Annotated in this window: 23 protein-coding genes and 8 tRNA genes; 18 read left to right on the top strand and 13 right to left on the bottom strand. The window is 72.6% G+C overall.

Translation table 11 applies throughout. The features are described 5' to 3' along the window. Positions 1–3 precede the first annotated feature (3 nt). Positions 4–1,650 (bottom strand): cytochrome bc1 complex cytochrome b subunit, encoded by a 1,647-nt coding sequence (gene qcrB, locus J4709_RS09625; protein WP_208239211.1) that lies wholly within the window; start codon positions 1,648–1,650, stop codon positions 4–6. Positions 1,651–1,729: 79 nt separating this feature from the next. After that, positions 1,730–2,608 (bottom strand): LysR family transcriptional regulator, encoded by an 879-nt coding sequence (locus tag J4709_RS09620; RefSeq protein WP_208239209.1) that lies wholly within the window; start codon positions 2,606–2,608, stop codon positions 1,730–1,732. Positions 2,609–2,705: 97 nt separating this feature from the next. Here J4709_RS09620 and J4709_RS09615 point away from each other — a divergent pair, with 97 nt between their 5' ends. Further along, a complete protein-coding gene (locus tag J4709_RS09615) occupies positions 2,706–4,076 on the top strand; it encodes an MFS transporter (RefSeq protein WP_208239207.1) in 1,371 nt (456 codons plus the stop codon). A 3-nt stretch (positions 4,077–4,079) separates the two neighbouring features. Here J4709_RS09615 and J4709_RS09610 read toward each other — a convergent pair whose 3' ends face one another. The 4 genes from J4709_RS09610 to J4709_RS09595 all read right to left on the bottom strand — a co-directional run bounded on the left by J4709_RS09610 (position 4,080) and on the right by J4709_RS09595 (position 7,474). Continuing rightward, entirely contained in the window at positions 4,080–5,219 is a 1,140-nt protein-coding gene (locus J4709_RS09610) for a PrsW family intramembrane metalloprotease (RefSeq protein WP_208239206.1), read from the bottom strand. After that, complete coding sequence (locus tag J4709_RS09605) at positions 5,216–5,743, bottom strand: hypothetical protein (protein ID WP_208239203.1); 528 nt, start codon at positions 5,741–5,743, stop codon at positions 5,216–5,218. Before J4709_RS09605 ends, J4709_RS09610 begins: the two co-directional genes overlap by 4 nt. 118 nt (positions 5,744–5,861) lie before the next feature. Next, positions 5,862–6,704, bottom strand: a complete 843-nt coding sequence (locus J4709_RS09600; protein WP_232383194.1) for a pentapeptide repeat-containing protein — start codon at positions 6,702–6,704, stop codon at positions 5,862–5,864. A 41-nt stretch (positions 6,705–6,745) separates the two neighbouring features. Further along, positions 6,746–7,474, bottom strand: a complete 729-nt coding sequence (locus tag J4709_RS09595) for a 2OG-Fe(II) oxygenase (protein ID WP_208239201.1) — start codon at positions 7,472–7,474, stop codon at positions 6,746–6,748. A 224-nt stretch (positions 7,475–7,698) separates the two neighbouring features. On the opposite strand from J4709_RS09595, the gene J4709_RS09590 reads away from it, so the two are divergent. The 10 genes from J4709_RS09590 to J4709_RS09545 all read left to right on the top strand — a co-directional run bounded on the left by J4709_RS09590 (position 7,699) and on the right by J4709_RS09545 (position 9,772). Continuing rightward, entirely contained in the window at positions 7,699–8,493 is a 795-nt protein-coding gene (locus J4709_RS09590) for a putative protein N(5)-glutamine methyltransferase (protein ID WP_208239200.1), read from the top strand. Between the two features lie 53 nt (positions 8,494–8,546). Beyond that, a complete protein-coding gene (locus tag J4709_RS09585) occupies positions 8,547–8,684 on the top strand; it encodes an LPFR motif small protein (protein ID WP_173100220.1) in 138 nt (45 codons plus the stop codon). 375 nt (positions 8,685–9,059) lie between these two features. After that, a tRNA-Ala gene (locus J4709_RS09580) sits at positions 9,060–9,133 on the top strand. A gap of 33 nt (positions 9,134–9,166) precedes the next feature. Then, positions 9,167–9,239, top strand: a tRNA-Pro gene (locus tag J4709_RS09575). 1 nt (position 9,240) lies between these two features. Next, positions 9,241–9,312: transfer RNA gene (locus J4709_RS09570), tRNA-Phe, on the top strand. A gap of 5 nt (positions 9,313–9,317) precedes the next feature. Then, positions 9,318–9,389 (top strand) — tRNA-Arg (locus J4709_RS09565). 25 nt (positions 9,390–9,414) lie between these two features. After that, positions 9,415–9,487 (top strand) — tRNA-Gly (locus J4709_RS09560). Positions 9,488–9,500: 13 nt separating this feature from the next. Then, positions 9,501–9,571 (top strand) — tRNA-Lys (locus J4709_RS09555). A 23-nt stretch (positions 9,572–9,594) separates the two neighbouring features. Beyond that, a tRNA-Gln gene (locus tag J4709_RS09550) sits at positions 9,595–9,666 on the top strand. A gap of 30 nt (positions 9,667–9,696) precedes the next feature. Further along, positions 9,697–9,772: transfer RNA gene (locus tag J4709_RS09545), tRNA-Val, on the top strand. Between the two features lie 9 nt (positions 9,773–9,781). Here J4709_RS09545 and J4709_RS09540 read toward each other — a convergent pair. Both J4709_RS09540 and kdgD read right to left on the bottom strand, forming a co-directional pair. Continuing rightward, entirely contained in the window at positions 9,782–10,930 is a 1,149-nt protein-coding gene (locus J4709_RS09540) for an L-talarate/galactarate dehydratase (protein WP_208239198.1), read from the bottom strand. Position 10,931: 1 nt separating this feature from the next. Continuing rightward, a complete protein-coding gene (kdgD, locus tag J4709_RS09535) occupies positions 10,932–11,846 on the bottom strand; it encodes a 5-dehydro-4-deoxyglucarate dehydratase (protein ID WP_208239196.1) in 915 nt (304 codons plus the stop codon). Positions 11,847–11,921: 75 nt separating this feature from the next. On the opposite strand from kdgD, the gene J4709_RS09530 reads away from it, so the two are divergent. The 5 genes from J4709_RS09530 (at position 11,922) to J4709_RS09510 (ending at position 16,552) form a co-directional block, all read left to right on the top strand. Further along, positions 11,922–12,797, top strand: a complete 876-nt coding sequence (locus tag J4709_RS09530) for a LysR family transcriptional regulator (RefSeq protein ID WP_208239194.1) — start codon at positions 11,922–11,924, stop codon at positions 12,795–12,797. Positions 12,798–12,930: 133 nt separating this feature from the next. Then, positions 12,931–14,097 carry an acyl-CoA dehydrogenase family protein gene (locus tag J4709_RS09525; RefSeq protein ID WP_208239192.1) on the top strand — a complete coding sequence of 389 codons (1,167 nt, stop codon included), beginning with the start codon at positions 12,931–12,933 and terminating at the stop codon, positions 14,095–14,097. 125 nt (positions 14,098–14,222) lie between these two features. Next, positions 14,223–15,038 carry an ArsR/SmtB family transcription factor gene (locus tag J4709_RS09520; RefSeq protein ID WP_232383193.1) on the top strand — a complete coding sequence of 272 codons (816 nt, stop codon included), beginning with the start codon at positions 14,223–14,225 and terminating at the stop codon, positions 15,036–15,038. A gap of 86 nt (positions 15,039–15,124) precedes the next feature. Next, the gene (locus J4709_RS09515; RefSeq protein ID WP_208239190.1) at positions 15,125–15,526 is read left to right on the top strand and encodes a nuclear transport factor 2 family protein; all 402 of its coding nucleotides are present in this window, start codon (positions 15,125–15,127) and stop codon (positions 15,524–15,526) included. A 75-nt stretch (positions 15,527–15,601) separates the two neighbouring features. After that, positions 15,602–16,552 (top strand): ribose-phosphate diphosphokinase, encoded by a 951-nt coding sequence (locus J4709_RS09510; protein ID WP_208239188.1) that lies wholly within the window; start codon positions 15,602–15,604, stop codon positions 16,550–16,552. Between the two features lie 12 nt (positions 16,553–16,564). Here J4709_RS09510 and J4709_RS09505 read toward each other — a convergent pair whose 3' ends face one another. After that, entirely contained in the window at positions 16,565–18,526 is a 1,962-nt protein-coding gene (locus tag J4709_RS09505) for an SNIPE associated domain-containing protein (RefSeq protein ID WP_208239186.1), read from the bottom strand. 182 nt (positions 18,527–18,708) lie between these two features. Beyond that, positions 18,709–19,023, bottom strand: a complete 315-nt coding sequence (locus J4709_RS09500; protein ID WP_208239184.1) for a hypothetical protein — start codon at positions 19,021–19,023, stop codon at positions 18,709–18,711. A 127-nt stretch (positions 19,024–19,150) separates the two neighbouring features. On the opposite strand from J4709_RS09500, the gene J4709_RS09495 reads away from it, so the two are divergent. Then, positions 19,151–19,804 carry a YdcF family protein gene (locus tag J4709_RS09495; protein ID WP_307801108.1) on the top strand — a complete coding sequence of 218 codons (654 nt, stop codon included), beginning with the start codon at positions 19,151–19,153 and terminating at the stop codon, positions 19,802–19,804. A 19-nt stretch (positions 19,805–19,823) separates the two neighbouring features. Further along, the gene (locus J4709_RS09490; protein ID WP_232383192.1) at positions 19,824–21,980 is read left to right on the top strand and encodes a molybdopterin-containing oxidoreductase family protein; all 2,157 of its coding nucleotides are present in this window, start codon (positions 19,824–19,826) and stop codon (positions 21,978–21,980) included. 136 nt (positions 21,981–22,116) lie between these two features. On the opposite strand, the gene J4709_RS53080 is transcribed toward J4709_RS09490, so the two are convergent. The 3 genes from J4709_RS53080 to J4709_RS09475 all read right to left on the bottom strand — a co-directional run bounded on the left by J4709_RS53080 (position 22,117) and on the right by J4709_RS09475 (position 24,062). Then, positions 22,117–22,326, bottom strand: coding sequence for a DUF5999 family protein (locus J4709_RS53080; protein ID WP_307801107.1), 210 nt, complete (start codon positions 22,324–22,326; stop codon positions 22,117–22,119). Between the two features lie 138 nt (positions 22,327–22,464). Next, a complete protein-coding gene (locus J4709_RS09480) occupies positions 22,465–22,962 on the bottom strand; it encodes a hypothetical protein (RefSeq protein ID WP_208239178.1) in 498 nt (165 codons plus the stop codon). Between the two features lie 284 nt (positions 22,963–23,246). Beyond that, entirely contained in the window at positions 23,247–24,062 is an 816-nt protein-coding gene (locus J4709_RS09475) for an SAM-dependent methyltransferase (protein ID WP_208239176.1), read from the bottom strand. Positions 24,063–24,176: the final 114 nt, after the last annotated feature.

Raw genomic sequence — 24,176 nt, 5'->3', positions numbered from 1 at the left:
GCGCTAGGAGGTCTCCTTCTTCTCCTTCTCCACGGCGCCCTCGCGCTTGAGGTCGCCCTGCCCGCCGCCGTGGGACTCGGTCTGGTAGTTGAGGTAGAACCGGTTGGTGCGGGTCCGGACCTGCGTGCGGACGCGGCCGGGCGTCGGCAGCGGGATGATGTGGTGCGGGTAGGCCGCGACCAGCTCTCGGGGCTGCCGGGTCTGCAGGATGGCGGCCGCCTCCGGCGCGGACCGCTCGTGCCGCTCGGTGTAGCCGCCGTCCGGGGTCAGCGAGATCAGCCCGCTCTCCACACCCTCATCGCGTTTCTGCAGGTCGCGGCGTTGCAGGCTGAGGCAGACGCGGCGGGCGACGATGAACGCGAGCACCGGGAAGACGAAGAAGCCGACGCGGAAGAACCAGGTCGTCCAGAACAGCGGGATCTTGAAGGCGTTGGACAGGATGTCGTTGCCGCCGGCCGCCCACAGGTTGCCGTACCAGGCGATGACGGCGGCGCCGATCGCGGTCCTGGTCGCGGCGTTCCGCGGCCGGTCGAGCAGGTGGTGGATGCGTTCGTCCCCGGTCGCCCATCGCTCGAAGAACGGGTACAGGGCGATGGAGCCGAAGAACACCATCGGCAGCACGACGGCCGGCAGCAGCACGTTCCAGCTGATGGTGTGCCCGGCGACGTCCGTCGAGATCCGGCCCATGATGCGCAGCGAGCCTTCGAGGAACGCGATGTACCAGTCGGGCTGCGAGCCGAACGACACCTCGTCCGGGTCGTACGGGCCGTACAGCCAGACCGGGTTGATCTGCGCGAACGTCGCGAGCCCGGCGAGGATTCCGAAGGTGTAGAGGAAATACGCGCCACTCTGCGCCATGAAGCTCGGGAACGTCGGCTCGCCCTGCACGGCCTGCTCGCGGCGGCCCTTGCCGGGCCACTGCGTGTGCGTCTGGTGCCAGAGGATCATCAGGTGCGCGGTGATGAGCGCGAGCAGGATGCCGGGGATCAGCAGGATGTGCACGGTGAACAGTCGCGGGATGAAGCTCTCGCTGGCGGGGAACTGCCCGCCGAACATCCAGAGGGTGAGGTAGGTGCCGATGACGGGGATCGACAGCACGATGCCCTCGGCGATGCGCAGCCCGGTGCCCGACAGCAGGTCGTCCGGCAGGGAGTAGCCGGCGAACCCCTCCAGCACCGACAGCGCGAACAGGGTGACCCCGATCAGCCAGTTGATCTCGCGCGGCTTGCGGAACGCGCCGGTGAAGAAGATCCGCAGCAGGTGGACGCAGATCGCCGCGAGGAAGACGTTCGCGGCCCAGTGGTGGATCTGCCGCATCAGCAGCCCGCCGCGCACGTCGAACGACAGGTTCAGCGTCGACGCGTACGCCTCGCTCATCTTCACGCCGCGCAGCTGGGTGTAGGAGCCGTCGTACAGGACCGTCATGCCGCTCGGCCGGAAGAACAGCGTGAGGTAGACGCCGGTGAGGATGAGGACGATGAAGGAGTAGAGCGCGATCTCGCCGAGCAGGAACGACCAGTGCTTCGGGAACGCCTTGCCCAGGTTGGTGCGCAGGAAGGTGGTCGACCCGAGCCGGTCGTTCACCCCGTAGACCAGCTTCCAGCCCGCCGGAAGCCGCTGCTTCCCGCCGTCCCGTTCCCGTCCCGCCATCGCGCTCCTCCTGATCAAGCGGACTGTCCGCTGGGCGGGTACCCGACGGCGGGGGCCACAAACGGCGGGCCGGCGGCGGTCAGGCGCTCGCCGCGTACAGCACCTCGCGCAGGCCGGGCAGCGACTCCCGGTCGGTGCGCCACACCAGGCGGAGGCTGAGGTCCGGCGCGTCGAGCGCGAGGCGGGCGAGGGCGCCGGAGTCCAGCCGGTCCCGGACGGCGAACTCCGGCAGCAGCGCGATCCCGAGCCCGCGCTCCGCCCAGGACGCCATGACCGTCACGCTGCCCGCCCGGACCCGCTCGACGCCGGGCCCGATGACCCGGTCCCCGGCCAGCCGGAACGAGCAGGCCGGCACGTTCACCAGGAGCCGCTCGCCGGCCAGGTCGGCGGCGGTGACCCGCGGCGCGGCGGCGAGCGGATGGTCGGGCGCGGCGACCAGCGCCAGCGGGACCGGCTCCACGTCGACGAACCCGAGCGGCGCGGGCGGCGGGGCGAAGCCGAGGTCGCCGAGCCCGGTGCCGGCGTCCAGCAGCAGCGCGGCCTCCAGCTCGCCGGCGGCGACGGCGCCGAGCAGCTGGTCGCGGGCCGCGTCCGCGCTGACCTCGACGCGCAGTCCGGGCCGGCGCTCGGCGACCCGCGCCAGCACCGCGGGCACGTGCGTCGCCGCGATCGTCTCCAGCGCGCCGAGCCGCACGACCGGGGGCTCGGCGGTGACCTCGCGGCGGGCCTGCTCGGCCTGCCGCAGCAGCCGCCCCGCCCAGCCGTGCATCCGCTCGCCCGCCGCGGTCAGCCGCATCCCCTTCGGACCGCGGTCGAACAGCTCGACGCCGAGGGAGCGCTCCAGCGTGCGGACCTGCTCCGACACCGACGACGGTGCGAGGCCGAGCGCGTTCGCCGCGTCCGTGACGGTGCCGTGCTCGATGACGGCCTCGAAGGTCCGCAGCTGGCGCAGTTCCATGCCCACGGCAACCCGCCCGGAGCGTTCGGATATTCCGAACGCGGCGTGCGGGCGGGCCGGTGGAGCCCCGGACCCGCGGTTCCGAGACTGGGGCCTCATGAGCACGGTTCTCTCCCCGGACCCGGTGGCGGCCCCCGGCGCGCGCCGCCGCGCCGCCCTGTTCGGCATATCCCTCGGTTACTTCATGGTGCTGCTCGACACCACCGTCCTGTCGGTGGCCGAGCCCGACCTCGCCCGCTCCCTGCACGGGACGGTCGCGGGCCTGCAATGGGCCGTGACCGGCTACACCGTCGTGTTCGGCTCGCTGCTGCTGTCGGCCGGCGCGGTCGCCGACCGGTACGGCGCGCACCGCGCGTTCCGCGCCGGCATCGCCGTGTTCGGCGCCGCGTCGCTGCTCAGCTCGCTGGCGCCGGACCTGTGGACGCTCGTCGCACTGCGGGCGCTGCTCGGCGCAGCCGCCGCGGCCTGCGTGCCCGCCTCGATGGCGATGATCAGCCGGCTCTACCCGGTGCCCGCCGAACGCGCGAAGGCCGTGGCGGCGTGGGCGGCCACCAGCGGCGCGGCGCTCGCCGCCGGGCCCATCGCGGGCGGCGCGCTGGTCGGGCTGGCCGGCTGGCGCGCGATCTTCCTGATCAACGTACCGCTCGCCGTCGTCGTCCTCGCCCTGGTCGCCGGGCCGCGGGTGCACTGCCCGCGCGGCGACCGCACCATCGACCGGCCCGCCCAGGCCGTCGCCTGCGCGGCCCTCGCGCTGCTCACCGACGCGCTCATCGCGCTCGGCTCCGGCGCCACCGTTCACGCCGCCTGCTCGGCGGCCGGGACGGTCGCCGCCGCGGTCGCGTTCGCGCTGCTGGAGCGGCGGAGCACGGCGCCCGTGCTGGTCCCCGCCGTCCTGCGCGCGCCCGGAATGCCCGGTTCGCTGATCGCGGGCGCGGCGGTCAACTTCATGATGACCGGCGTCCTGTTCGTGCTCCCGCTGGTCTTCCAGGAGACGCTCGGGATGTCGGCGCTCCGGACCGGCCTCGCGTTCCTCCCCATGACCCTGCCGTTCGCGTTCAACCCGCTGGTCACCGGCCGGATCGTCGCGCGCACCGGGCCGCGCCCGCCCGTCCTCGCCGGGCTCGGCCTGCTCACCGCCGCCGGCGTGCTGCTCGGCGCCGTGATGGCCGCGGGCGCCTCCTATCCGGCGCTGCTCGCGGGCCTGCTGTGCACCGGCTTCGGCGTCTCGTTCGCGCTGCCGGCGCTCGCGACCCTCGTCGTCACCGCCGCGCCCGAGGGCACCGCGGGAGCCGCCGGCGGGCTGCTCAACGCGGCGCGGCAACTCGGCGCCACCTTCGGTGTCGCGATCATGGGCGCGTTCGCGGCCGTCGGGCACCGGAACGGCCAGGCTGCCGGGGCGCTGTTCGTCGCCGCCGCCGTCTGCGCGGCCGCGCTCGCGGCGGCGTCCGTCCGGCGCCCCACGTGCTGATGGTCAGGCGCTGTCTGGACGGGCGGCGTCCGGATGGTGATCGGGAGGGACGGCGCCGGGGCGGATCGGGCCCGCGCGGGCCGCGTTCAGGCGGCGCCGCAGGACGGTGATCTCCGTGCGGAGCCGGTCCGCCGCCGGCGGGTCCGGCTCCAGGCCGCCGAAACCGTCCTCGAGCAGGTCCAGCTCGGCGGTCCGCAGCCGGGCGAGGAGGCGCCGCGGCTCCCCGCCCGGCACGTCCCACCGCTCCTTGCGGCGCCACCTGCGGAAGGCCAGCACCCGGTCCTCGCCGGGCAGGAGCACGCCCCGCGCGGTCTCCTCCCGCGCCGCCCGCCGGAACCGGGAGAGGTAGTGCCGCCGCGCCAGCCGGTAGGTGACCACCGCCGCCAGCAGGATCGGCGCGCCCTTCACCGGCAGCAGCGCCACGCCGGGCAGCAGCGGGGAGTCCCACCAGGCGTGCAGGGCCATCGCGAGGACGAGCGAGCCGCACGCGAGCGCGGCGGTGGACCGCGACGCCCGCCCGAGCAGGCAGCCGAGGCCGGCGCCGCCGACCGCCGTCATCGCCCAGTGGCTCCACCAGGCGCCGCCGATCACCCGGCCGCCGAAGGTGAAGAACGCCGCGTTCGCGTCCTGCGTCCCGCCGGTCAGCACGATCGTGTTCAGCACGTACAGGAAGTCCTCGGCGATCTGGAACCCGAGCCCGGCGAGCGCGCCGTAGCCCCAGCCGTCCAGCGGCCCGCGGACGGCGCGCGGCGCCATCAGCGCCAGCACCGCGACGCCCGCGAGCTTCAGCAGCTCCTCGTCGACCGGCGCGGCGATCGAGGCGCCCCAGTCGGCATTGAACTGGGGTCCGGCGGTCTTGGCGATGATCGCCTGGAACGCGGCGTTGGCGGGCAGCGCGGTCCCGAACGCGGCGAGCCCGCCCCACGCCACCGCGATCAGCGCGTACCCGAGCGGGCGCGGGCGGACCGGATGCAGCCGCCGCAGCCCCCACACCCCGGCCGCGAGCACCGGCGCCAGCAGCGCGAACCCGGCCACCGCGCCCGTGGTGAACTCGCCGACCTGCGCGTCCATGGCGCTCACCGCGATCCAGAGGCCGAGCACGCACATGACGGCCCACAACCAGAACGCGGGACGGCGGGTCATGGCGCGAACTCGACGCTGAGGACCATCGCCCGCACCTGGCCCGCGAGGCGCCGGTACGCCTCCGGCGGGCCGGACGCGGTGATCTCCGCGCCGAGGTCGTCGCGGGCGAACACGGTCCCGCTGCCGATCTTGCCGTGCCCGGCGAGCGGGCCGGTCAGCCCGTCCATGCCGTGCGCGGTGGTGATCGGCTCCGGGCCGCCGCGCAGCTCGCCGCCGCCCATCGACACGATCCGGCCGAACCCGTTCCACAGCCGACGGTCGTCCAGCGAACCGAGCGGGATGACGACGTTCAGGTTGAACACGACCTCGTCGCGGGACAGCTCGGCGTTGTTGGTCAGCGACGAGCGCGCCTCGTCCAGCACCCATCCGGCGGCCGGGACGGTGAACGTCACCGGCCGGACGCCCCCGGCCCGCTCGGTGCCGACGGCGATGACGGTGCCCGCCGCGATCGCGGTCCCGCTGCTGCCGAGCGCCTTGTCGACCAGGGGGAGCATGAGGCCGAGGATCAGCAGAACGAGGACCACGAGCCCCGTTCCCCACCATTTCACCCGCATCACGTGGCCCCCCCGATGCCGTGCGCAGCGGGAAATGCCCCCTCGAACAGGGGCTAAACAAGATCAGACGGACATGGGCGGCCCCGGGTCAGGCCGACGGCGGCGTCCAGCGGGCCGGCGCGGCGAGCGCCTCCGGGAGCCGCGTCGCGGCGTCGCCCCGCGCGGAGTCGAGCTGCGCCTGGGTGAGGAACAGCGCGCCGGTGAGGTCGGCGCCGGACAGGTCGGCGTCCCGCAGGTCGGCGCCGATCAGGTCGGCGTCCCGCAGGTCGGCCTTCCGCAGGTCCGCCGCGATCAGGTAGGCGCCGCGCAGGTTCGCGCCCCGCAGGTCCGCGCCCTTCAGCCGCGTGCCGATGAGGTCGGCGCCCCGGTGGTTGCGCTTGCGGCCCGGCACCTTCCTCCGCGCCTCCTCGCTGGCGCGCAGCAGCAGGGCGTTGACCTTCTCGCGGACGGCCGGGACGTCCACGGCGGTGATCTCGGCGGGGCCGCCGCGGGTCAGCGCGTCCGTCTCGTCCAGCGCCCCGCGGATCTCCGGGTGCACGGACGCGGCGGCGGGCATCTCCAGCGCCTCTGCCAGGTACCAGAGCAGTTCGTGCAACTGCCGCATCACCGGGAACACGCGGAACATCGGTCCCGACACCTCGGGGTTCCGCCGCCAGTCCCGCCCGCCGAAGGTCTCCTGCGACACCTTCTGGCCCGCGCCGAGGCAGTCGAAGACCGTGCAGCCCTGGAACCCGCGTTCCCGCAGGTCGGTGTGGATGCCGCAGCGGAAGTCGGCGAGCAGGTTGCCGCACGGCCGCCCCGCCTGCTTGTCCACCGCGAAGTCGGCCGACTTCGCGAACGGCAGCGCGACGCAGCACAGCCCAAAGCACGCCCCGCAGTCGGCCTTCAAAGCGCTCTTGTCCGGCACCGCGCGAACCCCCGTCCTGGTCAACGCTCCATTGTCGCGCCCCCCGGGCGGTGCCGTGACCGTTCTCAGGCGGCGTCGTGGAAGACCAGGCCGAGCGTCCGCCGCCGCCCCGACCGGACGACGCTGACGCCGTGCCGGACGGGCGCCGCCGACCAGCCGCGGCTGCTGCGCACCGGACGGTCCCGGGTCGTGAAGACCAGGCCGCGGCCGCGGGGGAGGAGCGTCGAGGTGCCCCGCGACTGGGCGCGCGCACGCTGCTCCACCATCAGGAACTCGCCGCCGGTGTAGTCGGCGCCCGGCTCGTCCAGGCCGATCACGACCTGCAGCGGGAAGACCAGGTCGCCGTACAGGTCGCGGTGCAGCGCGTTCCAGTCCTCCGGGCCGTAGCGCAGCAGGATCGGCGTCGGCTTGCGCTGGCCCGCGGCGTGGCACATGTCCAGCCATTCGGGCAGCGTGTCCGGCCACGGCGCGGGACGGCCCAGCTTGGCGGCCCAGTCTCGGGCGATCGGCAGCAACCGGGGGTACAGCGCCTCCCGCAGCTCGGCGACCGGGCCGGGGAACGGCTCGGCGAAGTACCGGTACTGGCCCGCCCCGAAGCGGTACCGCTCCATGTCGATCGTCGAACGGAACCGCCTCACGTCGTCGTACAGGGCGGCGATCTCCGCGCACTCCGCCCCGGTCAGCAGCGGCGGGGTGAGCGCGCAGCCGCGGGTGTCCACCTCCCCGCCGATCGCCGTCCAGTCGCCGTCCGCGACCCTCTCCGCGTAGCCGGTGCTCTCCGTGTGGCCGCCCATGCCGCGGGCCCCCTTCGTCCGTTGCGTGCCTTTCCCGGTCAACACCGGTCCGGCCGGGGAGGTTGCACCGCCTGCGGTAGTGTTGCGGGGTCCGCGACGGACCGACCGAGGAGGTGAGTCCCGTTCCTGCCAGTCCAGTCCGGGTGCTCCCGCCTCGCACGCGCGCGGCCGCCCGCCGATAGAGCGGCCGGGGAGCGCCCATCGGCACCTCGAAAGGCGCCCCCATGTCCGCTCACGCGTCACCCCCGCTCCCGCTCGACTCCGTCGTCTCGCAACTCCGCGCCGCCGGCTGCGTCTTCGCCGAGGACGAGGCGGAACTGATCCTCTCCACGGCCCGCACCCCGCAGGAGGCGGCCGCGATGGTCGCGCGGCGGGCCGCCGGGCTCCCGCTGGAGCACGTCGTCGGCTGGGCCGCGTTCCGCGGGCTGCGGATCGCCGTCGGCCCCGGCGTGTTCGTCCCGCGCCGCCGCACCGAGTTCCTCGTCGAGCGGGCGGCCGGGCTGCTGCCGCCCCGTCCGGTCGTCGTCGACCTGTGCTGCGGGTCCGGCGCGCTCGGCGTCGCGCTCGTCGCGGGCCTGGACGCGTTCGAGCTGCACGCCGCCGACGTCGAGCCGGCGGCGGTGCGGTGCGCGCGCCGCAACGTCGTCCCGGCGGGCGGACGCGTCCACGAGGGCGACCTGTTCGACGCCCTGCCCGCCGACCTGCGGGGACGTGTCGACGTGCTGTTGGCCAACGTCCCCTACGTCCCCTCGGGCGAGGTCGGACTGCTGCCGGCGGAGGCCCGGGCCCACGAGCCGCTCGTCGCGCTGGACGGCGGCTCCGACGGCCTCGACGTGCTGCGGCGCGTGACCGCGGAGGCGCCGCGGTGGCTGGCGCCCGGCGGGCACCTGCTGTTCGAGACGGGCGAGCGGCAGGTCGCGGACGCCCTGGACGCCGTCGCCCGCAGCGGGCTCACCGCGTCCGTCGCGCGGTCCGACGAGCAGTCCGCGACGGTGATCGTCGGCACGCGTCCCGTGTAGAACGCCACGTGAGGGTATGGGTTCCACCAGGACGACGTGAAGGAGTGAGCCCCATGCGCCGCATCACTGCAGCGCTCAGCGCCATCGCCGGCACCATCGTGGACATCGTGACCCTGCCGTTCCGGGTCCTGGCCCGGCTGCTGACCCCCTCCCGAGGGGGCCGTCCGGCCCGTACCCGCCGGCGCGCCTGACGTCCATTCCCGGATCGCCCCGGGCCCCTTTCCGGGGCCCGGGGCGATTCACGTCGAAAAGGTGTTGCGCATTCATTCCGCGTCCCGCACCATATGAGTAACGAACCGCACGGGACGAGCCGGAAGGGAGCCGCGGAGATGATCGGAACGGGCATCGCCAAGCAGGTGCAGCAGCCGCAAGGGCGCGCGTTCGCCGCTCGACCGCGGCGAGGCTTCATCGTCCCCCAGGGCGCCCCCGGATAGGGCCGCAAGGTTCCGCCGGAGGCCGCCAGGGGAATGACCCGGCGGCCTTTTTCATGCTCACCCGACCATTCGCCGAATGTTCTCCTCATGCTGCGCGCATTCGAGGAATTGACAACTGAATCGCAGGTCCATGGGTCTGTAGCTCAACTTGGGAGAGCGCCCGCCCCGCAAGCGGGAGGTTGCCGGTTCGAGTCCGGTCCGATCCACGGCCGCGCCGGGCATCGCGCCCGCGCGGACCACGGGAAGAAGGGGATGCGGTGCCCCGCCCGCCTTGGGAGCGGGAGAGACGCGGTTCGAGTCCGTGCTTCCCGACGGCCTTCAAGCTCATGGGGATGAGCGCCTGGTTGAAAACCGGGAGGACGAGGTTCGACTCCTCGGATGGCCACGCAGACCTCTGTAGCTCAGTGGACAGAGCACCGCGCTACGAACGCGGGAGCCCAGGTTCGAGTCCTGGCAGGGGTACCGCGGAGCCCGCCGGCTCCGCCCGGCCGCACATGCCGAAATGGTTGAGGTACCTGGCTTCCACCCAGGAGTACCGGGTTCGATTCCCGGGTGCGGCTCGATGAGGGACACGCCGCTCTCGTTCAATGGGAGGACTCCGGGCTCTTACCCCGGATATGGAGGTTCGACTCCTCCGGGCGGCACGGCGCGGGACGCGTTCCCGCGATGCTGGATGGTCTAACGGAAGGACGCGTGGCTCTGAACCACGAAAGTGCAGGTTCGAATCCTGCTCCAGCAGCAAACAGCGCACGGCCGTTTTTGGTGGCGATGACCGGTAGCTCAGTCGGTAGAGCGGCTGCCTTACAAGCAGCGGGTCGCAGGTTCGAGTCCTGTCCGGTCAACCAGGAGGCGCGTCATAGTGGCGTGTCTATGCGGGTCCGCCGGGTCGTCCAGGCGCGGGCCTGCTCGCTGAGCGTGATGCCGAGCCCAGGACGGGCCGGGACGTGCATCCGGCCGCCGCTGATCTCGAGCCGCTCGTCGAACAGCGGGTCGAGCCAGTCGAAATGCTCGACCCACGGTTCGGACGGGTACGCGGCGGCGAGATGGAGGTGGATCTCCATCGCGAAGTGCGGCGCGAGCTGCAGCCGATGGTGGTCGGCGAGCGCGGCGAGCTTCAGGAACTCGGTGATGCCGCCGATGCGCGGCGCGTCCGGCTGGAGGACGTCGGCGGCGCGCGCGTCGATCAGCGCGCAATGCTCGGCGATGCTGGTCAGCATCTCGCCGGTCGCGATCGGGGTGTCGAGGGCGCGGGCGAGGTCCGCGTGGCCCTCGGCGTCGTGGGCGTCCAGCGGCTCCTCGATCCAGGTGAGGCCGAACCCCTCCAGCGCGCGGCCCATCCGCAGCGCCGTGGGCCGGTCCCACTGCTGGTTCGCGTCGGCCATCAGCGGGACGCCGTCGCCGAGCCGCTCGCGGACGGCGGTGACGCGGCGCAGGTCCTCGGCATGGTCGGGATGGCCGACCTTGATCTTGATGCCGCCGATCCCGGACGCCAGCGCCGCCGACGCGTTGTCGAGCACTTCCTCCAGCGGCGCGTGCAGGAACCCGCCGGAGGTGTTGTAGCAGCGGACGGAGTCGCGGTGCGCGCCGAGCAGCTTGGCGAGCGGCAGCCCCGCCCGCTTGGCCTTCAGGTCCCACAGCGCGATGTCGATGGCGGCGATCGCCTGGACGGCCAGCCCGCCGCGTCCGGCCGACGCGCCCGCCCACGCCAGCTTCGTCCAGATCCGTCCGATGTCGTTGGGGTCCTCGCCGATCAGCGCGGGCGCGATCTCGGCGGCGTGCGCGAACTGGCCCGGCCCGCCGGCCCGCTTGGAGTACCCGAACCCGACGCCCTCGTGGCCGTCCTCGGTGCCGATCTCGGCGAATAGGAACACGACCTCGGTCATCGGGCGCTGCCGCCCGGTCAGCACCTTCGCGTCGCTGACCGGGACGGCGAGCGGCAGCGTGACCGAGGACAGCTCGACCCAGGCGACGCGGTCGGGGGTCGCCTCCCCGGCGGGGACCACGTCAGAGCACCTTCTCCACCAGCGGGGTCAGGTCGGCGAACTCGGCGGCGGTCAGGTCGGTCAGCGGCGGGCGGACGGGCCCGGCCGGGCGTCCGGCGGCCCGCATCCCGGCCTTGACGATGCTGACCGCGTATCCCTTGCAGCGGTTGCGGATCTCGCAGTACGGCAGCACGAACCCGTCGAGGCGGCGGCGGACCTCGTCCCGGTCGCGGGCGCGGACGGCCTTGTAGAACCCGAGCGCGAACTCCGGCACGAAGTTGAAGATGGCGGACGAGTAGGTCGTCACGCCCATCTCCAGGTAGGGGAGCGCGAACGTCTCCGCGGTCGGCAGCCCGCCGATGTAGACGAGGCGGTCGCCGAGCCGCGACCGGATCCGCGTCATCAGCTCCAGGTCGCCGACGCCGTCCTTGAACCCGACGAGGTTGGGGCACGCCTCGGCCAGCCGCGCGACGGTGCCGTCCTGGTAGACGGCGTTGGACCGGCTGTAGACCGTCACGCCGAGCCCGGTGGCCTCGCACACCGCGCGGACGTGCGCGACGAGGCCGTCCTGCGGCGCCTCGGTCAGGTACGGCGGGAACAGCAGGATCCCGTCGGCGCCCGCCCGCTCGGCGTCGCGGGCCATCTCGACGGCGGTGGCGGTGCCGTACCCGGCGGGCGCGATCAGCGGGACGCCGTCCGGCGTCTCCGCGGCGGCGGCCCGGACGACCCGTCCGACCTCGGCGGCGGTGAGGGAGAAGAACTCGCCGGTCCCGCCCGCCGCGAACAGGCCCGCGACCCCCTCGTGGCCCAGCCGGGCGACGTTGGCGCGGTAGGCGTCCTCGTCGAAGGACAGGTCGTCGCGGAAGTGGGTGACGGGGAACGACAGGAGCCCGGAGCCGAGCAGCCGGGCGGTCTCGTCGGGCGCGTGCTGGCTCATGACCCGAGGCTAGGATGGCCGATCGATCCAGGTCCAACACGAATTTCGGATCCACTGATACCCGTAGGGAATCGTTTGTTCACCCTCAACCAGCTCGCGAGCTTCGTCGCCGTCGCCGAGGAGCTGCACTTCGGCCGGGCCGCCGAGCGGCTGCGGATGACGCAGCCGCCGCTGAGCCGGCAGATCCAGATGCTGGAGGCCGAGCTGAAGGTGCGGCTGTTCGACCGGACGAACCGCTCGGTGCGGCTCACCCCGGCGGGCCGCGCTTTCCTGGTCGAGGCGCGCCGCCTGCTGCACCAGGCCGACCATGCCGCGCTGTCGGCGCGGCGCGTGTCGGCGGGGGAGGCGGGGCGGATCGCGGTCGGGTTCACGGCCACGAGCGCGTACGCCGCGCTCGGCCGGCTGCTGGACGCGGCGCGGTCCGCGCTCCCGGACGTCGAGATCGTGCTGCGCGAGATGGTGACCCGCGACCAGCTGCGCGCCCTCAGCGAGGGCGGCATCGACCTCGGCCTGGTCCGCCCGCCCGTCGCCGTCCCGGAGCTGGAGGAGAGGCCCGCCGACCGCGAGGCGCTGCTGGCCGCCGTCCCCAACGGGCACCCGCTCGCCGCCGGCAGCGGCCCCCTGCCGCTGGACGCGTTCGACGGCCGCCCGCTCATCATGTACTCGCCGGTCGAGGCGCGGTACTTCCACGAACTGCTGGTCGGGCTGTTCCGGTGGGCGGGCGTCGCCCCGGTGTACGCGCAGTACCTCAGCCAGGTGCACAGCATCCTCGCGCTGGTGGACGGCGGGTGGGGGCTCGCGCTCGTCCCCGAGGCGGCGGCGCGGCTGCGGTACGCGGGCCTGACGTTCCGTCCGCTGGAGCTGCCCGATCCGGCGCCGGTCGAGCTGAGCCTGGCCTGGCGGCGCGGCAACGACAATCCGGCCCTGGCCAGGCTGCTGGAGCACCTCTGACGGGACTGTGGCGATGGCCACCGTCCGCGGGGGCGCCGCCGCCTTGACCGGCCGCGCCCGGCTCGCTTACTTTGGCGTCCAAATATTGGCCGTCAAAATAACGGCCGCGACCGACCGTCCACCCGGAGGAACGATGAGCGACTTTCCCGCGTACGCGCCGTCGGAGGAGCAGGAGTTGCTGCGGGCGACGGTGCGTGAGCTGGCGGATGCCAAGATCGCGCCGTTCGCGGCGGAGGTGGACGAGGACGCTCGTTTCCCGCAGGAGGCGTTGGACGCGCTGGTCGCCAATGAGCTGCACGCGGTGCATGTGCCCGAGGTGTATGGGGGTGCGGGTGCGGATGCGCTGGCGACGGTGGTGGTGATCGAGGAGGTCGCGCGGGCGTGCGCGTCGTCGTCGTTGATCCCGGCGGTGAACAAGCTGGGCACGGTCCCGGTGCTGCTGTCGGGCTCGGAGGAGCTGAAGAAGAAGTACCTGGCGCCGGTGGCGCGCGGGGAGGCGATGTTCTCCTACGCCCTGTCGGAGGCCGACGCGGGGTCGGACGCGGCCGGGATGAAGACCCGCGCGGTCCGCGACGGGGACGCCTGGGTCCTCAACGGCGCCAAGATGTGGATCACCAACGCGGGCGTGTCGGAGTACTACACCGTCATGGCCGTCACCGACCCCTCCGCCGGCGCCCGCGGCATCTCGGCGTTCGTGGTGGAGAAGTCCGATCCGGGGGTGTCGTTCGGGCCCAAGGAGCGCAAGCTGGGCATCAAGGGTTCCCCGACCCGCCAGGTCATCCTGGAGGATGTGCGGATCCCGGCCGATCGGATCATCGGTGCGGAGGGGACGGGGTTCAAGACGGCGCTGGCCACCCTGGACCACACCCGCATCACCATCGCCGCCCAGGCCCTGGGCATCGCCCAGGGCGCGCTGGACTTCGCGCTCGGGTATGTCAAGGAGCGCCGCCAGTTCGGCAAGCCGATCTCTGATTTCCAGGGTGTGCAGTTCATGCTGGCGGACATGGCGATGCGGCTGGAGGGCGCGCGGCAGCTGACCTATCACGCGGCGGTGAAGTCCGAGCGGGCGATGCACGGCGAGAAGATCGCGGATCTGACGTTCGTGTCCTCGGCGTGCAAGGCGCTGGCCTCGGATGTGGCGATGGACGTCACCACCGACGCCGTGCAGCTGCTGGGCGGGTATGGGTACACGCGGGAGTTCCCGGTGGAGCGGATGATGCGCGACGCCAAGATCACCCAGATCTATGAGGGCACCAACCAGATCCAGCGGATGGTCATCGCCCGCCAGCTCCTGAAGTAACCCGCGAACAGCATCACCGCGCCCCCGCGTCCACCCGGACCCGGGGGCGCATCCGTATGAGGGCGTCCTATCGATTGACATGCAGCCGCTGGGTTGCCTATTTTTAAAGGCAGCCAGATGGTTGCATGTCGGACGGGCGAGGGATGGACGAGGTCTTCAAGGCGCTGGCCGACGCCAGCAGGCGGCGGCTCCTGGACGGGCTGAACGAACGGAACGGGCAGAGCCTGCGCGAGCTGTGCGACGGCCTGGACATGACCCGGCAGTCGGTCAGCAAGCACCTGGCGGTGCTGGAGGGCGCCGGCCTGGTGACGACGGTGCGGCGCGGCCGCGAGAAGCTGCACTACCTCAACGCCGCGCCGATCAACGCCATCGCCGACCGCTGGATCAGCCGCTACGACCGCGAGCGGGTCCGGGCCCTCGCCGATCTCAAGGCCGCACTGGAGGAGGAACCGATGAGCGCGGACGAGTTCGTCTACACCACCTACATCAAGACCACGCCGGAACGGCTCTGGCGGGCGCTGACCGAACCGGCGTTCACCGAGCGCTACTGGGGGCTGTCCCTGGAGAGCGACTGGAAGCCGGGCTCTTCGATCACCTGGCGCCAGGCGGGGCAGGTGACGAAGGACCCGGCCCAGGTCGTCCTGGAGGCCGAGCCCTACAGTCGGCTGTCCTACACCTGGCACACGTTCACCCCCGAATGGGGGGAGGCGGTCGGAGTGCCCGCCGACGTCCGGGAGCGGCTGGCCGCCGAGGGCCGGTCCAAGGTGACGTTCGAGATCGAGCCGGCCGGGGAGGCGGTGAAGCTCACCGTCGTGCACGACGCGCTCGACGCGGGAACCTCGCTGACCACGCTGCTCGGCATGGTGAAGCAGGGCTGGCCGCAGGTCCTGTCCGGGCTCAAGACCCTGCTGGAGACGGGCGAGACCCTGCCCGCGCCGTGACAGGCGATTGCCGCTCCGGCGGGTGGCGGCTAGGCTCGGGGACATAAACGGGGAACTCCCCGTTTATGTCCCCGAAAGGACGTCCGATGCCGCTCACCACCGAGGACCGGCTGGCGATCACCGACGTGATCTCGCTGCACGGCCACCACGCCGACAACGGCGAGCTCGACCGCATGACCGAACTGTTCACCGAGGACGTCGTCTACGACCTGACCGCGGTCGACGGCGGCACGATCCACGGCCGCGCCGCCCTCAAGCAGGCCGCACTCGACCTCGGCGACGGCAACCCGCTCGCCCACCACGTCACCAACGTCGTCGTCACCGGCGGCGACGGGGACCGCGCGCACGCCGTCTCGAAGGCCATCGTCGTGCTGGCGGACCGCGGCTCCGGCAGCGCCACCTACGACGACGACCTCGTCCGCGACGGCGGCCGGTGGCTGATCCGCCACCGCACGGTCCGCCCGCGCCGCGAACCCCTCACCCCCTGACCGCCCCCGTGGCCGCCGAACCGCGCCGAATAGCATGTGCGAGGCCGCTGGAGTCGACCACGTGAGGAGCGGTTCGTGCGAGACATCGCCGTGTTCAGCGGGAGCGCCCACCCCGGACTCGCCGCCGAGGTCTGCGCCCATCTCGGCGTTCCGCTGAGCCCGGCCCGGGTCTCCCGGTTCGCCAACGACTGCCTCGAGGTCCAGCTCCAGGCGAACTGCCGCGAGCGGGACGTGTTCCTCATCCAGCCGCTCGTCGCGCCCGTCCAGGAGAACCTGGTCGAGCTGCTGCTCATGTGCGACGCGGCGCGCGGCGCGTCCGCCAGCCGCATCACCGTCGTGATGCCGCACTACTCCTACGCCCGCTCCGACAAGAAGGACGCGCCGCGCATCTCCATCGGCGGCCGCCTCGTCGCCGACCTGCTCGTCGCGTCCGGCGCGAGCCGCGTGCTGGCCATGACGCTGCACTCCCCGCAGGTGCACGGCTTCTTCTCGGTCCCCGTCGACCACCTGCACGCGCTGCGCGAGCTCGCCGAGCACTTCCATCAGTACGACCTGTCGCGCACCACCGTCGTCTCGCCCGACCTCGGCAACGCCAAGGAGGCCGCGGCGTTCGCCCGGCTGCTCGGCGTGCAGGTCGCGGCCGGCGCCAAGCAGCGCTTCTCCGACGACCGGGTGCAGATCAGCTCGGTCATCGGCGAGATCGCCGGCCGCGACGTGATCGTCCTGGACGACGAGATCGCCAAGGGCAGCACCGTCCTGGAGCTCCTGGACCGGCTCCGCGAGCTCGGCGCCCGCACGATCCGGATCGCCTGCACGCACGGCCTGTTCGCGGCGGGCGCGCTCAAACGGCTGTCCGCCGAGCCGGACGTGCTGGAGATCGTCTGCACCAACACCGTGCCCGTCCCGGAGGGCGAGCGCGGCGGGAAGCTGCACGTCCTGTCCATCGCCCCGGCCCTCGCCGAGGCGGTCCGCCGCATCCACAACGGCGAGTCCGTCAGCGCCCTCTTCGAAAACCCCCACCCCTGACCATCGGCCCGGTCAGCCCTTCCGGCCGGCGCGGTATTCGAGGGCCTCGGGAACCTCGTTGTACTCGAGCAGGTGGTTCCCCGCGAGGCGTTCGAGGGCCTCGCGCACTTCGGCGGGCGTCGCGTAGAAGAACTCCCGGCGGAGATTGACCTGGTTGACGCGGTGCTCGGCGAACTCCTGGTGGAGCCTGCCCTCCAGCCCGACCGCGTCGTTGCTGAAGATCAGCGCGTGGACGTCGAACCGGAACGGCACGGACGCGTCGCCCAGCTCGCGCACCCGGTCCATCGGCTCGAGGCGACGCGTCATCCCGATCTTCACCATCCGCTCGCCGAAGGCGCCGATGTTGGAGATCACGTACACGTATCCGGCGCGGACGTTAGCGGCGCGGCCCTCGACGTCCGAGATCGCCGTCTCCACGTCGGCGAGCTTCGCCCGGAGGTCGGCGACGCCGCCGGCGTCCCCGTTGGCCTCCAGGCGGGCGAGCGCCGCCGCCACGTGCGAGCGCTCCTTGAGCAGGCGCGCCTTCTCCCGCTCGAACTCCTTGCGGGCCTTGTCCTCCTCCCGCTGCCGCTCGCGCTCGGCACGCACCCGCTCCTTCTCCTCCTCCGCCTTGGCCAGATGGTCCGCGGTCAGGCGCAGTTCCTTGACGCGGACCGTCCGGTACGCCCGGCTGACCTTGATGTCCATGGTCTTGCCGAGCCGCTCGATCGTCTGCGCGCTCTTGTCGAGGCGCTCGATGGCCGATTGCAGCTTGTAGGGGCGCATCGTCCGGACGAGGTTGTCGGCTTCGGCGTTGTAGGCGCGCAGCATGAGCTTGGAGAAGTCGCGCACCATCTTGCCGCCCTGCGCGGCCGACCCGTTCACCGTCCAGTTGGTCGCTCCGACGACCGCCTTCCCCGTCCTGGCCATGGACTTGATCTGGTCCTTTACCTTGGCCAGTTCCGCCTTGTAGGCGACGACGTCCGCCAGCGGGTGCTGGTACTCGTAGACGCCCGCCTCCTGGAGCAGCGCCAGATCCTCGGTCTCCACGATCGAGCCGCGGAGCCGCCGCAGTTCGGCGCGCAGATCGCGGCGCTTGCGCTGGGCCTCGGCGGCTTCGGAGCGCAGGCGTTCGATCTCCGCGCCCACCTGTGGCGCGTCCAGGCCGCCGAGCCGTTCCAGCCAGCGGCGCAGCTCGGCGTTCTCCGCTTCGAGCTCCTCGATCCGCTGCTTGCGAGCGCCGAACGCCGGCTTCCCCCGGCTTCCGGCGGGCGTCACGTGCGGGGCGGCCGTGGGCGGAGCCGGCGCGTGCGGGGCCGGCAAGGGCGGTGCGGTCTGGACGGGCGGGAGCGGTGCGGCGGGCGTCCAGAACTGCCAGCCGGGCGGTGCGGGCGGCCAGCCCGGGTCCGGCATCCAGCCGGCCGGTGGCGTCCAGCCTGCGGGAGGCGCGGGCCAGGTGGGCGGCGGGTTGTACCGCCACTCCGCCGGTTGCGGCAGCGCGGGAGCGGCGGCGGTCCACTGCGGCGCCATGACCGGTGCGACGGGTGGCGGTGTCGGCGCGCCGGGAGCCGCGAGCGGGGTCGGTGCCGCGGCGGGAGGCGCAGGCCGGACGAGATCCTGGACGATGCGGGCGAGGCGCGGTGCATCCTGGTCGTGCACATCGCCGAAGTCCGTCTCGGTCCCCGCACTGTCGGTGACGACGAAGAACCAGCGCTGCTTGTACGACATCCGCGTCTCGACTCCGCGGACCGTCGTGAGGGAAGTCTCCTGGCGCGGGCCCTCCTTGGCCAGCTCGGCGGCGGAGAAGCCCAGTATCCGCCGGTCGGTGACGGCGATGTGCGTGAGCGTCGGAAGGGCCTTGACGGTGGTCGCGAGGGCCAGGACCGTTTCACCGTCCCGGAGGAACAGCCTCAGCAGCCGCAGGCTGCGCTCCGCATCGCCAGCGTCCACCTCGACGCCGACATAGTCCGGCCGCGGGATCTCCTGTACCGTCATCGCTTCCTCGCAACGTCGCATCAGGGCGGAACGAGGTGCCGGTTCGGCGCTGCGCCTCCGTCCCGCCGTGGTGTGGGACCGTCGAGGGGAGCGCTCGACCTATCTGGGACGGCCCGGCCGCGGTCGCGGTTCACAAGGAGAGCGGCACCGTGCGAGGTTCGGGTGCGTGCGAGGTCCGAGCGTCAGAGGAGCATGTCGCTGCCGCCTGATTCCTCTTCGCCGTCGGTGGTGTGCTCGGGCTCTAGGTACTCGTCCTCGGGCCAGAGTTCGTTGGCGAGGAAGGCGAGGTACTCCTCGTCGCCCTGGTCGAGTTCGGCGGTCATGGACTCGGGGTGGACGCCGCCGGGTTCGGCCGTGGCGGCGGGTTCGGTGGCGGGCTCGGACGGCGCGGGGTCCGGGGCGGCCGGTTCCTCGTCCGGGGCGGCGGGCACCGCGGGACGGAGCAGGCACAGGCCGAACAGGGCGGCCACTGACACCAGGACCAGGACTGTGATCACGACACCACCCCGTCCTTTCGCGGTCGAGTTCCACATGATTCTTGCGTAAGTAGCAAAACACTTGAACGCTACCTGGACGACCTTTCGGATGGGAGCCGACATGCGGGCCGCCGGAGACAATGGCGCGGTGGAGTCTCATGGAGCGGTCGGCGCGCGGGCCCGCGCGCTGGCCCGCGTCGTCTGGGACCACCTGGTGCTCACCGGCCCCCTCTCCAAGGCTGACGCGATCCTCGCTCTGGGGTGCCACGACACGCGGGTGGCGGCGCACGCGGCGAGGCTTTGGCATGCGCGATGGGCTCCGGTGGTGGTCGTGACCGGCGGCCGCGGCAAGATCACTTCGGCGTGGACGGAGACGGAGGCGCAGGTCTTCGCCCGTGTGGCGCGCGAGAACGGGGTCCCGGACGGGGCTCTGCTGCTGGAGGAGACCGCCACGAACACAGGGGAGAACATCACCGCGACCCGGCGGTTGCTTGACGGTCGGCTCGATCTGCGGAGCGGGATTTTGGTCGCCAAGCCGTACATGACCCGGCGCGCACTGGCAACGGCGCGCAAACAGTGGCCCGGAGTGGCCTGGACGGCCGCCTGCCCGGACCTCGGATACGAGACATATGCGGACGGGGACGACGAGCGGCGGTTCATCGAGCTGATGGTGGGCGACCTCCAGCGGATGGAGGTGTACGCCGAGCGGGGGTACCAGGTGCCGATGCCGGTCCCGGCGGCGGTGTGGGCGGCGTACGAGGAACTGGTGGAAATGGGGTACGACCGGCACGTGATCAGGTGACGGTGGCACAATCGGACGCATGGCGTCAGTGACCACTTACTGCCGGATCTGCGAACCGCTGTGCGGGCTGGAGGCCACCGTCGAGGACGGGACGGTCGTCCGGATCCGCCCCGACAAGGAGCACCCGCTGTCGAAGGGCTTCGCCTGCCCGAAGGGCATCGCGATGGCGGAGGTCCAGAACGACCCGGACCGGGTGCTGCATCCGCTGCGCCGCCGTCCGGACGGCGAGTTCGAGCGGGTGAGCTGGGACGAGGCGCTCGGCGGCATCACCGCGCGGCTGAACGCCCTGCGCCGCGAGCACGGCGGGTCGTCGATCGGCTGGTACTTCGGCAATCCCGCGACGTTCTCCTACAGCCATCCGCTGTGGCTGAACGGGTTCATGGCGGCGTTGAAGTCGCCGCACCTGTACTCAGCCGGTTCGCAGGACGTCAACAACCGGTTCGCGGCGAGCGCGCTGCTGTACGGCGCGCCGGTGCTGGTCCCGATCCCCGACCTCAAGCGCACCGACCTGCTGCTGATGCTCGGCGCGAACCCGCTGGTGTCGCACGGCAGCCTGATCACCGCGCCGCGCATCCGCGAGGACCTGTCGGCGATCGTGGCGCGCGGCGGCCGGGTCGTGGTCGCCGATCCGCGCCGGACCGAGACGGCCCGCGCCTACGAGCACCTGCCCGTCCGCCCGGACGGGGACGCCTGGCTGCTGCTGTCGATGCTCCACGTGATCTTCGAGGAGGGGCTGCAGGACAGTGCCGCGTGCGCGGGCCAGGCGTCCGGCGTGGCGGAGTTGCGGGCGCTCGCGGACGGCTTCCCGCCCGAGGAGACCGAGGACCGCAGCGGCGTGCCGGCGGCGGCCGTCCGGGAACTGGCCCGCGATCTGGCACGGGCCGAGCGGGCGGTCGTCTACGGCCGGACGGGCACCTGCCTCGGCCGGCACGGGACGCTGACCGCGTTCCTCATCGACGCCGTGACGCTGGTGACCGGCAACCTGGACCGTCCGGGCGGGGCGGTCTTCGGCGCCGCGCCGCTGTGGCTGGACGAGATCCTGCGCCTGTCCGGCATCGCCACCTACGGCAGGACACGCTCACGGGTCGGCGGATACCCGGACGTCCTCGGCACGTTCCCGGCCGGGGTGATGGCCGAGGAGATCACCACGCCGGGCCCGGGACGGCTCCGGGCGCTGATCGTCTCCGGCGGCAACCCGGCGCTGAGCGTCCCGGGCGGCGAGTCGCTCGGCAGGGCGCTGGACGAGCTGGACCTGCTCGTCACCATCGACCTCTACGTCACCGACACCGGCCGCAAGGCCGACTACGTGCTCCCGGCGACCACGTTCCTGGAGCGCGAGGACCTCCCGCTGCCGTTCCTGCAGAACCACCTCACCCCGTACGTGACGTGGACGGAGCCAGTGGTCGCGCCGCGCGGCGAGGCCCGCCAGGAGTGGGAGGTCATCGACGCGCTCGCCCGCCGGATGGGGATCGGCGTCGGCGCGTTCCCGCTGCAGCGGCTCGCGCACCGGCTGGGCGTCCGGCCGTCGCCGCGGTCCCTGGCGGACGCACTGCTGCGCACCGGCCCGGCGGGGGACTGGTACGGGCTGCGCCGCCTTCTCGGCAAGCGCGACGGGCTCAGCCTGCGCCGGTTGCGGAAGTCGCCGCACGGCATCGTCCTCGGCGAGCACCAGCGGACGGGCACGCTGCGCCGCCGCATCCTGCACAAGGACAAGCGGGTGCATCTCGCCCCGCCGGAGATCGCCGCCGAGGTGCTGCGGCTGGCGGAGGCGCCGGAGCCGCCGGACGGCTTCCCGCTGCGGCTGATCGGCCTGCGCGAGATGCGCTCGCACAACTCGTGGATGCACAACGCGCCGGCGCTGATGCGCGGCGGCCGCGTCCAGGCGGCGCGGATCAACCCGAAGGACGCCGCGGCGCACGGGATCGAGGACGGCGCGCCGTGCCGGATCACCTCGCCGCACGGGTCGATCGAGCTGACGGCGCTGGTCACCGACGAGATGACCGAGGGCACCGTCGCGGTCCCGCACGGGTGGGGGCACCGGGGCGGCTGGCGGACGGCGAACGCGGCGGGCGGCGCGAACGTCAACGTGCTCGCGTCGCCGGATCCGGCGGACTTGGAGCCGCTGGCCGGGATGGCACGGCTCAACGCCGTCCCGATCACGATCGGGCCGGCCTGACCGGCGCGGGCGCGCGCCGGATGACCGGCCGTCCGGCGCGCCGTGCGTCGGAGCCGGCCGCCGGAACGGCGCTGTAGCGGCCCTGCGGGCGGGTGCGGGGAGGAGGCGCGGGGCGCCCGCGGGCCGCGCGGCGCCGCTAGACGGCGGTCGTCGGACGGTGCGGGGCGATCACGCGGCCGTCGGGCAGCAGTTCGCCGGTGTCCTCGAAGACGACGATGCCGTTGCAGAGCAGGCTCCAGCCCTGCTCCGGGTGGGCGGCGACGGTTCTCGCGGCCTCGCGGTCCAGCGCGTCGGGCCGGGGGCACGGCGGCTGGTGCGGGCAGGACGGTGCGCGTTGATCGGTCACGGGTTCCTCCACGAACGTCCCTGTGATTAAGGACATAGTGGAAGCCTGCCGCCGTTCGTCCGAAATATGCAAGTGGATGGGGGATTCTTTACTGTTCGTCGCGTGTGCCGCCGGACAAGTTGGGGCACATCGGGACGTTCAGCGCAGAAGCCCCTCGTCCGGTTCGCCGCCGTGGTCGACGTCGAGACCGACCACCGACAGGCATCCGGTGCAGATCCACTCGGCGATGACCGCCTCGGAGTTCATGCCGTGCGCCCGGTACGGCCGGTCGACCCACCGGCGCCGCATCCCGTGTCCGCAGGAGGAATGCAGCAGCCGGCCGCAGTTCGGGCACGGCCAGACGTCCTCGCAGCGCCGGTCGCACTGCGGGCACAGCGGCGACTCGTAGTGCTCCGCCGGGTCGGGGAGGCCCAGTTCGTCCCGCCACTCGTGCTCGAGGTCGAGGTACTCGTCGCCGGGCCAGCAGTGGTCGGCCAGCCAGGCCAGGTACTCCTCCTCTCCGGGGGCGAGCACGGCCGTCAGCGACTCGGGGTGCTCGTCGCGCGGTCGGTGTCGGCGCCTGGAGCGCCGCGCGGTGGCCAGCAGGGTCAGCAGGCCGAGGAGCGCGGCCGCTGCCAGGCCAGTCGCCAGGGGCATCGCGGCGTCCTTACATGATCTTGTGGCGGGAAAGTCCGATCATGAATTCACTTCACAAAACCCTGCGAACGGTACAAGAAAGGCTCTTAACGGAAAAGTCGATCAGAAAAGAATCTTCATCGCGATCATGAACGGTCCGGTGTCCGAAACCCGTCTCGCCGAGCGTCCGGAACCCGTACGGCCTGCGGAATCGGGGCGTCCGAGCGTCGCGGAGCCCCCGCCGGCGGCGCCGCCGGTTTCACTCTCCGCTGAATCCGGCCCTCCCTCCGGTGCAGTTCCGTTGATCAATCCTTGCGCCCCATCACGGCCACCATCTGGGCGTGCAGCGGGTGCTCCAGCGGGCCCTTGGGACCGTTCGGACGCCACTCCGTCACGTTCGCCACGCCCGGCTCCAGGATCGTCAGCCCCTCCATGAACCCCTCGATCCGCGAAGAGTGCCGGAAGTAGGAGCCGCCGAGCCCCGACTGCAGGATCCGCTTGGCCTCCTCGACCCGCGGGTCGTCGCCCGAGTCGTGCAGGTGCGTGAGGATGACGTGGCTGCCGGCCGGCAGGAACGGGTGCAGCGCCCCCACCACCGCGGCCGGGTCCCGCTCGTCCGGGACGTGGTGGATGATCGCGGCGAGGATCAGCCCGACCGGCCGGCCGAGGTCGATCAGCCCGGCCAGCGCCGGGTCGTTGAAGATCTTCTCCGGCTCGTACAGGTCGCCCTGGATGAACGTCGCGACGCCCTGCTCGGTGAGCAGCGCCCGGCCGTGCGCCAGCACGATCGGGTCGTTGTCGACGTACACCACCCGCGCGTCCGGGTTCGCCGACCGGGCGAACTGGTGCACGTTGGACGACGTCGGGAGCCCCGACCCGATGTCCACGAACTGGTCGATCCCGAGCTCGCCCGCCATGTAGGCGACCGCGCGCCCGATCGCGACCCGGTTGCCCTGCGCGACGACCGGCGCCTCGGGGACGAGCTGCATCACCATGTCGGCCACCTCGCGGTCGGCGGCGAAGTTGTCCTTGCCGCCGAGGAAGTAGTCGTACACGCGCGCGAACGTCGGGGTGGAGGTGTCGATGCCGGGGGGCGCGCTCTCCGGGAGTTCGTCGGCCACGCGTGCGGCTCCTTCCGTTGGCCCCCGCGGCGGACGCGTTCGGGGCGGGACGAGGTGGCCCAAGATTAGGCCGAATCGCCGCCCCCGGCGGGGTTTTCACGGCTTTGCCCGCAC

Origin of the sequence: Actinomadura violacea (assembly GCF_017573465.1) — a bacterium.
GTDB lineage: Bacteria > Actinomycetota > Actinomycetes > Streptosporangiales > Streptosporangiaceae > Spirillospora > Spirillospora violacea.
This window is presented reverse-complemented; position numbering and strand designations above follow the sequence as displayed.